The organism is Quadrisphaera sp. DVD1 (assembly GCF_058932755.1).
Genome location: NZ_JBZYWI010000024.1, coordinates 1 through 12,408, shown reverse-complemented (window position 1 = coordinate 12,408; position 12,408 = coordinate 1). Strand labels below are relative to the sequence as shown.

Annotated in this window: 11 protein-coding genes, 1 pseudogene and 2 riboswitches; of the genes and pseudogenes, 4 read left to right on the top strand and 8 right to left on the bottom strand. The window is 76.1% G+C overall.

Going from position 1 to position 12,408, the window contains the following annotated elements; all coding sequences use genetic code 11:
* Window positions 1-55: 55 nt before the first annotated feature.
* The 8 genes from acs to AC5FZL_RS04530 form a co-directional block, all read right to left on the bottom strand.
* The gene (gene acs, locus AC5FZL_RS04565; RefSeq protein ID WP_493617379.1) at window positions 56-2,188 is read right to left on the bottom strand and encodes an acetate--CoA ligase; all 2,133 of its coding nucleotides are present in this window, start codon (window positions 2,186-2,188) and stop codon (window positions 56-58) included.
* Window positions 2,182-2,271: riboswitch (SAM riboswitch) on the bottom strand. It overlaps the preceding gene by 7 nt.
* 32 nt (window positions 2,272-2,303) lie before the next feature.
* Entirely contained in the window at window positions 2,304-3,758 is a 1,455-nt protein-coding gene (locus tag AC5FZL_RS04560) for a four-carbon acid sugar kinase family protein (protein ID WP_493617378.1), read from the bottom strand.
* Window positions 3,755-4,537: an SDR family NAD(P)-dependent oxidoreductase gene (locus AC5FZL_RS04555; protein WP_493617377.1), complete on the bottom strand. Its 783-nt coding sequence runs from the start codon at window positions 4,535-4,537 to the stop codon at window positions 3,755-3,757. The genes AC5FZL_RS04560 and AC5FZL_RS04555 overlap by 4 nt, the downstream gene beginning before the upstream one ends.
* A gap of 21 nt (window positions 4,538-4,558) precedes the next feature.
* Window positions 4,559-5,848, bottom strand: coding sequence for an MFS transporter (locus AC5FZL_RS04550; protein WP_493617396.1), 1,290 nt, complete (start codon window positions 5,846-5,848; stop codon window positions 4,559-4,561).
* Between the two features lie 228 nt (window positions 5,849-6,076).
* Window positions 6,077-6,907 (bottom strand): ABC transporter permease, encoded by an 831-nt coding sequence (locus tag AC5FZL_RS04545; protein ID WP_493617376.1) that lies wholly within the window; start codon window positions 6,905-6,907, stop codon window positions 6,077-6,079.
* Window positions 6,907-7,959 carry an aliphatic sulfonate ABC transporter substrate-binding protein gene (locus AC5FZL_RS04540; protein WP_493617375.1) on the bottom strand — a complete coding sequence of 351 codons (1,053 nt, stop codon included), beginning with the start codon at window positions 7,957-7,959 and terminating at the stop codon, window positions 6,907-6,909. Before AC5FZL_RS04540 ends, AC5FZL_RS04545 begins: the two co-directional genes overlap by 1 nt.
* A gap of 91 nt (window positions 7,960-8,050) precedes the next feature.
* Window positions 8,051-8,905, bottom strand: a complete 855-nt coding sequence (locus AC5FZL_RS04535; RefSeq protein ID WP_493617374.1) for an ABC transporter ATP-binding protein — start codon at window positions 8,903-8,905, stop codon at window positions 8,051-8,053.
* Window positions 8,906-9,063: 158 nt separating this feature from the next.
* A riboswitch (SAM riboswitch) is annotated at window positions 9,064-9,152 on the bottom strand.
* A gap of 45 nt (window positions 9,153-9,197) precedes the next feature.
* Window positions 9,198-9,581, bottom strand: a complete 384-nt coding sequence (locus AC5FZL_RS04530) for a UvrB/UvrC motif-containing protein (protein ID WP_493617373.1) — start codon at window positions 9,579-9,581, stop codon at window positions 9,198-9,200.
* Between the two features lie 95 nt (window positions 9,582-9,676).
* On the opposite strand from AC5FZL_RS04530, the gene AC5FZL_RS04525 reads away from it, so the two are divergent.
* From AC5FZL_RS04525 to AC5FZL_RS04510, 4 genes and pseudogenes are all read left to right on the top strand, one after another.
* Window positions 9,677-9,853: a hypothetical protein gene (locus AC5FZL_RS04525; RefSeq protein WP_493617372.1), complete on the top strand. Its 177-nt coding sequence runs from the start codon at window positions 9,677-9,679 to the stop codon at window positions 9,851-9,853.
* Between the two features lie 116 nt (window positions 9,854-9,969).
* A complete protein-coding gene (locus tag AC5FZL_RS04520; protein WP_493617371.1) occupies window positions 9,970-10,869 on the top strand; it encodes a universal stress protein in 900 nt (299 codons plus the stop codon).
* A gap of 90 nt (window positions 10,870-10,959) precedes the next feature.
* Window positions 10,960-11,661: an ABC transporter ATP-binding protein gene (locus tag AC5FZL_RS04515; protein WP_493617370.1), complete on the top strand. Its 702-nt coding sequence runs from the start codon at window positions 10,960-10,962 to the stop codon at window positions 11,659-11,661.
* Window positions 11,658-12,408, top strand: a pseudogene (locus AC5FZL_RS04510) (hypothetical protein); the annotation flags it as partial. The gene AC5FZL_RS04515 and the pseudogene AC5FZL_RS04510, both read left to right, overlap by 4 nt.

The following is a 12,408-nucleotide window of genomic DNA, read 5'->3' as shown; positions in this document are numbered from 1 at the left end:
TGCTCGACCGGGTCCACCGCGTGCTGGGTCCCCGTCGTCTCGTCGCTCACAGCGCTCATCCTGCCTCTCGGGTGCGTCGCTCGCGCAGGGCGTCCCGGACGGCGTCCAGGGCGCTCTCGTCCTGCAGCGAGGTGGTGTCTCCGGGCTCGCGGCCGACCAGCAGGTCGCCGAGGAGGCGCCGCATGATCTTGCCGGAGCGGGTCTTGGGGAGGTCCGCCACGAGCACGAGGTGCCGCGGCTTGGCGATCGGCCCGATCTCGGTCGCGACCTGCGTGCGCAGCGCGGCCTCCAGAGCGGCCAGGGCCGGCCCGCCGCCGTCCAGCGACGCGGAGCGGGTGGGGATGACGAAGGCCGCGACGGCCTGGCCGGTGAGGTCGTCCGGGACACCGACCACGCCGGCCTCGGCGACGTCGGGGTGGGCCACGAGGGCGGACTCGATCTCGGTGGTCGACAGGCGGTGGCCGGAGACGTTGACGACGTCGTCCAGCCGCCCCAGCAGCCAGATGTCGCCGTCGGGGTCGACGCGGGCGCCGTCCCCGGCTGTGTAGTACCCCTGCGCGGCGAAGCGCCGCCAGTAGGAGTCGCGGTAGCGCTCCGGGTCGCCCCACACGGTGCGGGCCATGCCCGGCCAGGGCTGCCGGACGACGAGGTAGCCGCCCCCGCCGGGCCCGACCTCGGTGCCCGTGTCGTCCACGACCGCGGCGTCCAGGCCCGGCAGCGCGCGGGTGGCGCTGCCGGGCTTGAGCGTGGTGACCCCGGGCAGCGGCGCCACGACGGTCGCCCCGGTCTCGGACTGCCACCAGGTGTCGACGACGGGGCACCGGCCGCCGCCGATGGTCGTGTGGAACCACATCCACGCCTCGGGGTTGATCGACTCCCCGACGCTGCCGAGCAGCCGCAGCGTGGACAGGTCGTGAGCCGCCGGGACGTCCTCGCCCCAGGTCATGAAGGTCCGCACCAGGGTCGGCGCCGTGTAGTACAGCGTCACGCCGTACCGCTCGATGATCTCGAAGTGGCGCCCGCGGTGGGGGGTGTCCGGCGTCCCCTCGTACATGACCTGGGTCATGCCGTTGGTCAGCGGGCCGTAGATCGCGAAGGTGTGCGCGGTGACCCAGGCCAGGTCGGCGGTGCACCAGTGGACGTCGGTCTCGGGCTTGGCGTCGAAGTGCGCCCAGTGCGCGTAGCGCGCGTGCGTGAGGTAGCCGCCGGTGGTGTGCAGCAGCCCCTTGGGCCGCCCGGTGGACCCCGACGTGTAGATGACGAACAGCGGGTGCTCGGCGTCGAACGCCTCCGGCTCGTGGACGGGCTCGGCGACGGCCACGCTCTCGTGCCACCACACGTCGCGCCCCGGCGTCCACGGCGCGGGCTCGGCGAGCGCGTCGCCGGTGCGGCGGACGACGAGCACGTGCTCGACGTGGTCCAGGCCGGCCACCGCCTCGTCCACGGCGGCCTTGACGCCGACCGCGCGGCCGCGCCGGAACTGCCCGTCGGTGGCCACGACGACCTTGGCGCCCGTGTCGGCGACCCGGAACCGCAGCGCCTCGGCGGAGAAGCCGCCGAAGACCAGCGAGTGCACGGCCCCGATCCGGGCGACGGCGAGGGTGGCGATGAGGGTCTCGGGGATCACCGGCATGTAGATCACCACGCGGTCGCCCGGCCCGACCCCGAGGTCGGTCAGGGCGTTGGCGGCGCGGGAGACCTCCGCCAGCAGCTGCGCGTAGGTGTAGGTGCGCCGGTCACCGGGCTCGCCCTCGAAGTGCAGGGCGACCTTGCCCCCGCGGCCGGCGTCCACGTGCCGGTCGAGGCAGTTGACGGCCGCGTTGAGCCGGCCGCCGAGGAACCACTGCGCGGCCGGGACGCTGAGCTCGCCGTCCGCGCCGGGCGTGGCGGGCCGCCAGTCGAGCACCGTGTGCCAGGGGGTGTCCCACGTGAGCTGGCCGGCCTGCTCGGCCCAGAAGGCCAGCGGGTCGGCGGCCGCCCTCGCGTAGGCCTCCGCGCCGAGGTTGGCGCTCGCGGCGAGCTCCGGCGGCGGGGGGAAGCGGCGCTGCTCGTCGAGCAGGGTGGTCAGGTGCGGCTGGTCGCTGCTGGGCAGGTCGGTGGGCAGGTCGGTGGGCAGGTCGGTGGAAACGGTCGGCTCCTCGGAGGGCGTGCGAGGGGAGCGGCCGCGGCGAGCGCGGTGTTCCTCCATCGGTCCTGGCGGTAGCACCGGCCCCTGCGGGGTGGTTGCTGCGGCGTCGCGGAGCCAGGTCTCTCAGCCGCTCGGGATGGTCGGATCGAAGTGAACCCGAGCGCGTCCGAGCGTGTCAAACCGCGCCGGGACCGCCCCGCATCACGTCGACGACGTGCGCCAGCGTCTGCTCGTCGCCCACGTTGCCGGCGAAGACGACGTAGGGGGTGCCCACCACCTCGGGCGCGGCCTCGACCGGCTCGAACACCGACACCTGCCCCGGCAGGAGCTGCCCCAGGACGGTCGCGCGGCGGATGCCGAGCCCGCGCACCGCGACGTCGTGGGAGGTGATGCCGCCCTTGCCGACGACCCACGCGGGCCGGGCCGCCAGCGCGCCCCGGACCACCTGCACGACCGCGGCGGAGGTGGCGCGGGCGATCGCCAGGCTGGCGTCCGCGTCGGCGCCCCGCAGCAGCGCGCGGCTGGTGTACAGCAGCACGTCGGTGGACGCCAGGGCCGCGACCACGCGGTCGGTGGCCTCCGCGACGTGGGCGTCGCGCTGCTCGGCGTCGGCCAGGCGCCGCACGTCGAGCTCGACCTCGGTGAAGCCGCCGCGCGCCCGCGCGCCCTCCACCTGCCGGCTGCTCAGCCCGACGTGCGAGCCGACCACGACGAGGCCGTGGGCGGAGCCGGCCCGCGCCGCCCGCCCGCTCCAGACCTGCTCCGCCGACAGCGGCTCCTGCGGCTCGATCCCGGCCAGCGCGCGCACGAAGGACGGACCGGTGCGGTGCAGGAAGGAGCGCCCGGCCGCCTCGGCCTCCAGCAGGCCGAGGACCACGACCTCGAGGTCGGAGTACTCGGTGGCGTTGACGACGACGAACCGCCCGCCGGTGACCCCGGAGAGGATCTCGGCGACCCGCTCCGGCCCGCCGAGGCGGACGTCGTCCAGGCCGATGCTGACGACGTCCTCGGCCCGCAGGGCGCCCCCGCCGGCGCGGCTGCGCTCGGCCACGAACGCGCGCAGGTCCGAGGCGGCGTACCCGAAGGTCGCGTCGCGGGCGAACTCGGTCTCGCCGACGGGCACCAGCTCGCCCTGCACGCGCGCCCAGTGGACGTCGCCTGCGGTCAGGCGGCCCGCCTCGAGGTACGCGGGCACGAGCAGGACGCCGTCGTAGCCGCTGCCCAGCACGGCGCGGCGGGCCTCGTCCAGCGCCTGCACCTCCGCGATGACGTGCCCGCGCAGGGTGGAGTCGCTGCGGCTGACCACGTCGACCGGAGCGCCGAGCCGGCGGCCGAGCTCCAGCAGCTCGCGGCCGGCCCGGCCGGTGAGCTCGACCGCCTCGGCCTCCGGCAGGCTGCGCGTGTTCGTCAGGACGAAGCACGTCGCCCCCGGCTCGCGCAGGCCCGCCGCGTACTCCCCGGCGTCCAGGACGGTCACGACGGAGACGTCGTGGACGGCCTGGGAGCCGGTGGGGTCGTCGTCCAGGACCGCGGTCCGTCGCCCGGTGGTGGCCCGGGCGCGCCGGATGCGCTCGCGCGCGTCCGGCAGGACCAGCGGCGGCGGCAGGGCGCTCAGGACGTCGGCCGTCACGAGACCTGCAGCCCGCCGTTGATGTCGTAGGTCGCCGCGGTGATGTAGCCGGCGTCCTCCCCGAGCAGGAAGGCCATGAGCGCCGCGACCTCGCCGACGCTGCCGACCCGGCGGACCATGACGTCCGCCGCCATCTCCGCCTTGCGCTCCTCGGTGAGCGTGCCGCCCATGATGTCGGTGTCGATGGGCCCCGGTGCCACGCAGTTGACCGTGACGCCGTGCTCGCCCACCTCGCGGGCCAGCGCGCGGGTGAAGCCGATGACCGCGGCCTTGGAGGCGCTGTAGGCGACCTTGGAGTAAGTCCCCCCGCCGCGCTGGGCGGAGATCGAGGAGACGCTGACGATCCGCCCGAGGCCCCGGTCGACCATCCCGCGCAGCACGCGCTGGCTGACGAGGTAGGTGCCGCGGGTGTTGACCGCGAAGACGCGGTCCCACTCGTCCGGGGTCACGTCGAGGAACGGCGTGGGGGAGCTGATCCCGGCGACGTTCGCCAGGGCCACCACGGGGGGCAGCCGGCTCTCGACCTCGGTGATCGCGGCGTCCACCGAGGCGGCGTCGGAGACGTCGGCGGCCACCCCGACGGCCTGGACGCCGTGGCGCTGGGCGATGTCGGCGGCCGCCTCCTGGGAGGCCCCGGCGTCCAGGTCGAGGATCGCGACCGACCAGCCCCGGGAGGCCAGCAGGTCGGCCAGCGCGCGGCCGATCCCGCGGGTGGAGGCTGCGCCGGTGACGACGGCGGTGCGCTCGGCGGGGAACGCCTGCGAGGTGGGAGTGCTCATGGGTGCCTCTCCGGTCGGTCGTCAGGAGCCAGGGACGTGGGCGGCGCGCTGGACGAGGTCCTCGCGGTCCTCCGGGGGGCGCCCGGCGCCGGTCGCCCTCGCGTACAGGAAGGTGGCGACGGCGGTGATGGCCAGCGCCGCGGCCAGCAGGAGCAGCCCGGCGCGCGAGCTCCCGGTGCTCTCGTTGAGCGCCCCGACGGCGTAGGGCGCCACGAAGCCGCCGAGGTTGCCCAGGGAGTTGACGAGCGCGATGCCGGACGCCGCCGCGGCGCCGGCCAGCACGGACGCCGGCATCTCCAGGAAGGGGGCGATGGCGGAGTAGATGCCCATGGCGGCCACGGTGAGGGCGGCCAGCGCCAGGACGGCGTTGACGTCGAGGAGGTAGCCGGAGGCGACCAGGCCCACCGCGGCCAGGGCCATGCTGAAGGAGGCGTGGCCCGCGCGGTCGCGGGTGCGGTCGGAGTGGCGGGTCCAGTAGGCCGTCCACAGCGCGGCGATGGCGTAGGGGACGAAGACGATCGCGCCCACCTGCAGGTAGGAGAAGTCGCCCATGTCGTTGACGATCGTGGGCATCCACAGGCCCAGGCCGTAGATGCCGAAGACGAGGCCGAAGTACAGGGCGGCGAAGGACAGGGCGCGCTTGTCCTTCAGCCCCGCCATGAAGGAGTGCTCCCCGCCGGCCTTCTTGAGCCGGTCCTCGTCGTCCATGGCCTTGACGAGCCACTCGCGCTCCTCCGGCGCGAGCCACTTCGCGTCGCGCGGGCGGTCGGTCATGACGAAGGGCGTGACGCAGCCGAGGATGATCGCGGGGATGCCCTCGATGATGTAGAGCCACTGCCACCCGGCCAGGCCCGCGACGCCGTCCATCTCCAGCAGGAGGCCGGAGATCGGCGCGCCCAGGGCGTTGGAGATCGGCTGGGCGAGGATGAACAGGCCGAGCACGGCGACGCGCTGCGCGGCGGGGAACCAGTAGGTCAGGTAGAGCACGATCGCCGGGAAGAACCCGGCCTCGGCGGCGCCGAGGAGGAAGCGCAGGACGCTGAAGGACGTCGGGCCCTGCACCAGCGCCATCGCGGTGGCGAAGATGCCCCAGGTGATGAGGATCCGGGCGATCCACTTGCGGGCCCCGAAGCGGTGCATGGCGCCGTTGCTGGGCACCTCGAAGATGGCGTAGCCGATGAAGAACATGCCCGCGCCGAGGCCGTAGGCCGCCTCGCTCAGCCCGATGTCCTCGCTCATGTCGAGCTTGGCGAAGCCGACGTTGTTCCGGTCGAGGTAGGCGATGAAGTACAGCAGGACCACGAGCGGCATGATCTTGTTGCGGACCTTGCGCACCGTCCGGGCGCCGAGCTCGTCCAGGGGACGAGCGGCAGCTGGGGATGGGGCCACGGCAACCTCCAGGTGGGTCAGACTCCGTCGTCTGGTGACCTCACAGGTGCTCGACGTCGGCGTCCCCCGGCTCCGCGCGCCTGCTCCGGGGGGTGTACCCCTGATCGGGGCGTTCCACGCCCCCGGCGCGCGTGGCGCTCAGCCGGGGGGTCACGCCCAGCGCCTGAGCGCCCAGCGCTCGAAGACGCCGACCAGGGCGTCGCTGAGCTTGCCGAGCACGGCCAGGGCGATGATCGCGAAGAAGATGCGGTCCGTGCGGCCGTTGTTGGAGCTGTCGCTGAGCAGGAACCCCAGCCCCATCGACGCTCCGAGCAGCTCGGCGGCGACGAGGAAGAGCCAGGCCTGGGCCAGCGCCAGGCGCAGGCCGGCGACGACGGCGGGCACGACCGCGGGCAGCTGGACGCCGGTGAGCAGTCGCACGCCGCGCAGGCCGTACGCCCGGCCGGCCTCGACGAGGTGGCGGTCGACGTGGCGCAGCGCCGAGGCGACCGTCGTGTAGACGGGGAAGAACGCGCCGATCGCGACGAGCACGACCTTGGCGTCCTCGCCGATGCCGACCCACAGGCCCAGCAGCGGCACCCACGCCAGCGAGGGCACCGCGCGCAGGCCGCCGATCGTGGGCCCGAGCAGGGCGTCGGTGACCCGGGAGAGCCCGACGACCGCCCCCAGCGCCAGGCCCAGCGCGCTGCCGATGAGGAAGCCGAGCACCACGCGCTGCACCGAGATCGCGACGTACTGGCCGAGGATCCCGCGCTCCCACAGGTCGGCGCCGGCCCGCAGGACGGTCAGCGGCGGCGGCAGCTGGATGCGGGTGAAGACCTCGGCGGAGACCAGCGCCTGCCACAGGGCGATGAGCAGGAGCGGGACGAGCGCGCCGAGGGCCGCGCGGCCCCAGCGGGGGCCGCGGCGGTCGGGCGCACCGCTGACCACCGCGGGAGCGGAGCCCGCGGTGGTCAGCGACGTCGTGGAGGAGGCGCTCATCAGCCGGCGGCGGGAGCGTCGATGGCGTCGGGGTCGGCGTCCTCGGCGAACTGCGGCTCGAAGAGGCCCTCCAGGGCGTCGTCGACCGCGCCCTGGTCCAGCACGTCGCCGTTGGCGACGAACACCGGGCCGATCTTCTCCAGCACCTCGCGCTGGTCGTCGCCCGGCGCCGGGTCGACGTCGAAGTTGGTCCGCTCGATCACGCTCGTGGCGACCTCCGGAGCGATGCCGGCGACCTCGGAGAGGATCCGCACGGTCTCCTCCGGGTTCTCCTGCACCCACGCGCGAGCGCGCTCGTAGGCGTTGACCACGGTCTGGGCGAGGTCGGGGGAGGTCTCGAGGAAGTCCTCGGTGGCGTTGAGGAAGCCGTAGCTGTTGAAGTCGATGTTCGAGTAGATGATCTTGTCGCCGCTCTCGGCCTCGGCCGCCGCCATGATCGGGTCGAGCCCGGACCAGGCGTCGACCTGCCCGGAGTCCAGCGCGGTGCGCCCGTCGGCGTGCTGGAGGTTCTGCAGGGTCACGTCCTGCGGGGTCAGGCCGCCGGTCTCCAGCGCCTGGAGGAGGAAGAAGTAGGGGTCGGTGCCGGTGGTGGCGGCGATCGACTTCCCGCGCAGGTCCTCGACGCTGTCGATGTCGGAGTCGCCGCGCACGACGACCGCCGACCAGTTCGGCTGGCTGTAGATGTCGATGGTCTGGATCGGGGAGCCGTTGGAGCGGGCCAGCAGCGCCGCCGAGCCGGCCGTGGAGCCGACGTCGATGTTGCCGTTGCGCAGGAACTCGTTGGCCTTGTTGCTGCCGGCCGACTGCACCCAGTTGACCGTCACGCCCAGCGGCTGGAGCTCGGCCTCCAGCCAGCCCTGGTCCTTGATGACGAGGCTCAGCGGGTTGTACGTGGCGAAGTCGATGTCGAGGGTGTCCGCCGAGGCGGTCGCGGCGGCGTCGTCGCCCCCGCCGGAGGCCGGGGCGTCGCCGGAGGCGTCCTCGCCCGCGACGCAGCTGGACAGGAGGAGGACGGCCAGGGGGAGGGCGAGGGCGGCGGGGCGGAGCTTCATCGGGCGGTCCTTCGGCTGGGGTGGGGCAGGGGTCGGGGACGGCGCGCCGCGGGCGCGCCGGGAGCTGCGGGGAGCAGGAGGCCGGCGGGCCTCAGCTGCGGGCGACGCCGAGCTGCTCGAGCAGGTCGGCGCGGAGCTCGGCCAGGCGCGCGTCGCCCCGGTCGCGGGGGCGCGCGACCGGCACGGTGGTGACCGACCGGACCCCGGCGCCGGCGCCCGGCGCCGCGGGGTCGGGGCCCAGGACGACGACCCGGTCGGCCAGGTGCAGGGCCTCGTCGACGTCGTGGGTGACGAGCAGCACCGTGGTCGGCGTCGCGGCCAGGAGCTCGAGGAGGAGGTCCTGCATGCGCAGCCGGGTCAGGGCGTCGAGCGCGGCGAACGGCTCGTCCAGGACGAGGACGCCGGGGCGGCGGGCCAGGGCGCGGGCCAGCGCGGCCCGCTGGGCCATGCCGCCGGACACGCTGCGCGGGCGGTGCCCGGCGAACGCCGACAGGCCCACCTGGTCGAGCAGCTCGGCCACGCGCTGGCGACCGGCGGGCTTCGCCGTGCCGCGGGGAAGCCCCAGGGCGACGTTGCCGGACAGCGAGCGCCAGGGCAGCAGCCGCGGCTCCTGGAAGGCGACCGCGCAGCGGCCGTCGAGGCCGGCCACGGCCGAGCCGTCGAGCAGCACCTGGCCGGCGGTGGGGGCGTCGAGGCCCGCGACGGCGCGCAGCAGCGTCGACTTGCCGCAGCCCGAGGGGCCGAGCAGGGCGACGATCTCGCCCGGCGCGACGTCGAGGTCGACGTCGGCCAGGACGACGTGCTGGCCGAAGGCGCGGGTGACCCCGCGCAGCGCCACGCCGACGGCGGACCCGGGGCGGGGCGCGTCGACGGCGGTGCTGGTCGGGCTGCCGGTCGGGGGGTGGGTGACGGGGTGGGTCACGGGGTTGCTCACGGTGGTGCTCACGGTCTGCTCCTGGACGGGGCGCGCTGGGTCGACCACGGCGGAGGCCGTGGGAGGGGAGGGTGGGGCCCTCAGCGCGGGCAGAGGCCGCTGGCGGTGCGGTGCAGATCGACGTGGGCGCGGCGGGTGAGCCGGATGACGACGCAGCGGAGCACGGTGTTCCTCCATCGGTCCTGGCGGTAGCACCTTCCCCGAGGGGTGGTTGCTGCGGCGTCGCTGAGCCAGGTCTCTCGGCCGCTCTGGATGGTCGGCGCCAGTGAACCCGAGCAGCGGCCCGGGTGTCAACCGCAACGTGTCAGGTGGTGGACGTGCCGTCTCGCCCTGTGAGACGGCGCTCCTGCTCGGCGCGGACCGCGGCGACCTCGTCGCGCAGGTGGGCGGCCTCCTCGAACGCCATCGCCGCCGCGGCCCGGGCCATGTCGCGCGCCAGCTCCTCGCCGAGGCGCGCGAGCTGGGCGTCGTTGCGGTCGGCGAGCTGGACCGGTGACGTGCGCGTCGTGCCCACGCTGCCGTCCGGGCGCAGCACGCTCATCACGGCGGGGGCGTCGCCGATGTGGTGGCGGCGTCCCGTCTCCGGCGCCTTCGGGCGCGGCCTGCGGGCCCGGCTGAGGTCGCGGGCGCGGCTGGACGTCGCCGGGGGCGGCTGCTGCCGCTCGCCCTCACCGCCGCTCGTGCTCACGCCGTGGACGGTATCGGCGCGGCGGGCGGACGGCGTCCCCTGATTGGGTGCGGCTGCGGTGGACGCGGCCCCCGCCCGGCGTCCACGGTGGTCCCGTGGACACCGAGACCGAGAAGCTGGTCGCGGACCTCGTCGAGATGCTCGTGCGCGAGGCCGAGACGAGGTCCTCGTCGCCGACCCCGCCCGCCGGGCCGCTGCTGCCCCGCCCCACCGGGCCGCGCCCGGAGGCCGAGCCGCTGGAGGTCTGGGCCCGCCGCCACGGCCTCGGCTGACGGCCGCGGGGGCTTCTCACGCGGTGGGCGCGGGAGGACCATGGAGGGGCACCGCGCCGCTGCGGCGCCTGGCCCGGCGCCGGGGCGGTCTCCTCCCGGGCCGCAGGAGCGCCGTCATGGACAGGACCCGGCCCAGGGCCGGTCGCACCGTGGTCATCGGAGCCGACGGGGGCGAGGCGTCGCGGTGCGCGCTGGCGTGGGGGGCTCGCTGCGCGCAGCGCCGCGGCTGGCCGGTGCGGGTGGTGCACGCGATGCGCTACCCGACCTTCACCGGCGACGACGCCGCGCTGGAGGGCGAGCTCGTGCGGGCGGTCGAGCGCGCGGCCCGCGAGGCGCTGGCCGAGGCCGAGGACGCCGTCCGTGCGCTCGCGCCCGACGTGGAGGTGAGCGGGCGGCTGGCCGACGACGCACCGCGGCGGGCGCTGCTGGACGAGGTGGGGCCGCAGTCGCTGCTCGTCGTGGGCTCGCGCGGGCGCGGCGACCTCGCGGGGCTGCTGCTCGGCTCGACCAGCCTCTCGGTCGCCGCCCACGCGCCCTGCCCCGTCGTCGTGGCGCGCCGCCCTGAGCCGGCCGGGGCCCGCGGCGTCGTCGTGGGCGTCGACGGGTCGACCGCCTCCCGGGCCGCGCTGGAGGTGGCCGCGGCGGAGGCGGCGCTGCAGGGCGAGCCGCTGACGGTGGTGCACGCGTGCCGCCCGCTCGCCGGGCGACCCGCGGTGTACGCCGAGCCCGCGCTGTCCGCGGGGCGCGAGCAGCTGGCCCGGGTCGGGCGCCAGCTGCTCTCCGACGCCGTCGACGTCGTCCGCCACGCCGCCCCGGGCCTGGAGGTCGAGCAGCGGCTGCTGCGCGGGTCGAGCCCGGCGGCGGCGCTGCTCGAGGCCTCCGACGGGGCGAGGCTGCTCGTCGTGGGCACGCGCGGCCACGGGGCGCTGGAGTCCTTCCTCCTCGGGTCGGTCAGCCACGCCGTGCTGCACCGGGCCGCGGTGCCCGTGGTCGTCGTCCCCAGCCGGGCGGCCTGAGCGAGCCCTGGCCGAACGGCCGAGGCAGCGGCCGCGGAGGTGGCCGCTCGGTCGATGCCCGCCGGCCCCGTCCCGGCCGACGGTGGTGCCATGGCACCCATCCCGACCCCCGCCCCGCCCCCGGTCCTCGCCGGCGAGGGGCTGACCAAGCGCTACGGCCGCACCCGCGCCCTCGACGGCGCGGACCTGGCCGTGGCGGCTGGCGAGGCCGTCGCCGTGATGGGCCCCTCCGGCTCGGGCAAGACCTCCCTGCTGCACTGCCTGGCCGGCATCGTCCGCCCCGACGCCGGCCGGGTGCTCCTGGACGGCGTCGCGGTGCAGGACTGGAGCGAGGCCCGCCGGAGCGAGCTGCGGCGCAGCCGCTACGGCTTCGTCTTCCAGTCCGGCCAGCTCCTCGCCGAGCTGCCCGCCGAGGAGAACGTCGCGCTGCCGCTGCTGCTCGCCGGCGCTGACCGGCGCGAGGCCGTCGCCACCGCCCGCGCCTGGCTGGAGCCGCTCGGCCTGCGCGGGCTGGGCGGACGCCGTCCCGGCGAGCTGTCCGGGGGGCAGGCGCAGCGGGTCGCGATCGCCCGGGCGCTGGTGACCGGTGCGTCGGTGGTCTTCGCCGACGAGCCGACCGGCGCGCTGGACTCGACCACCGGCGCCGAGGTGATGGACGTGCTGCGCGGAGCCACCCGCAGCGCCGGCGCCGCGCTCGTGCTCGTCACCCACGACCCCGCCATCGCCGCCTGGTGCGACCGCACCGTCCTCGTTCGCGACGGGCGCGTCGACGCCCCGGCGCTCGCCCGGTGAGCGCGCTCGCTCTCTCCTGGCGGCTGCTGCGCGCCGGTGGACGCCGGGGCTCGGCCACCACCGCCCTGGCGGCCGCCGGGTTCGCCGTCGCCACCGCGCTCCTCGTGCTCGTCGCCGGCGCCTGGTCCGGGTTCGAGGCCCGCGCCGAGCGCGTGCAGTGGCGCGCGCCCCTGGCGGTGGAGCAGGGGGCCACGGCCCTCCAGCGCACGACCACCACCGCCGTCGACGGGCGGCCGCTCGTCGTGGTCGACCTCGCCGCCACGGGCACCGGTGCGCCGCCGGCCCCGCCCGGCCTGGCGACCTTCCCCGCCCCGGGGCAGACCGCCGTGTCCCCGGCGCTGGCCGACCTCGTCGCCGCCCGCCCCGAGCTCGCGGCGCGGTTCGGGACGGGCGCAGCGCGTGGGGCCGTCGAGCTGGGCCGCGGGGCGCTGGCCCACCCCGACGAGCTCGTCGCCGTGGTCGGCCACGCACCCGGCGACGCCGTGATGACCGCCCCCGCCTGGCACGACCAGCGGCGCCCCGACGCCTACGCCGGGCCCGCGCCGGTCACCGGCTTCGAGGGCACCGGCGCGACCGACGGGCAGGCCGCGCAGTACTCCTCCCTGGCGCTCGTCGCTGCCGTGCTCCTCGTCGTGCCGCTGCTCGTGCTCTGCGGAGCCGCCGCCCGCCTCGGCCTGGCCCGCCGCGACCTCCGGCTCGCCGCCCTGCGCCTGGCCGGGGCGACGCCGCGCCAGGTGCTGGCCATGA

What these genes read in the sequence shown, in the direction of transcription:
- acs (WP_493617379.1), bottom strand. Translation starts at nt 2,188, where the DNA reads ATGGAGGAACACCGCGCTCGCCGCGGCCGCTCCCCTCGCACGCCCTCC.
- AC5FZL_RS04555 (WP_493617377.1), bottom strand. Translation starts at nt 4,537, where the DNA reads ATGAGCACTCCCACCTCGCAGGCGTTCCCCGCCGAGCGCACCGCCGTC.
- AC5FZL_RS04550 (WP_493617396.1), bottom strand. Translation starts at nt 5,848, where the DNA reads ATGCCGCTCGTGGTCCTGCTGTACTTCATCGCCTACCTCGACCGGAAC.
- AC5FZL_RS04545 (WP_493617376.1), bottom strand. Translation starts at nt 6,907, where the DNA reads ATGAGCGCCTCCTCCACGACGTCGCTGACCACCGCGGGCTCCGCTCCC.
- AC5FZL_RS04540 (WP_493617375.1), bottom strand. Translation starts at nt 7,959, where the DNA reads ATGAAGCTCCGCCCCGCCGCCCTCGCCCTCCCCCTGGCCGTCCTCCTC.
- AC5FZL_RS04520 (WP_493617371.1), top strand. Translation starts at nt 9,970, where the DNA reads ATGGACAGGACCCGGCCCAGGGCCGGTCGCACCGTGGTCATCGGAGCC.
- AC5FZL_RS04515 (WP_493617370.1), top strand. Translation starts at nt 10,960, where the DNA reads ATGGCACCCATCCCGACCCCCGCCCCGCCCCCGGTCCTCGCCGGCGAG.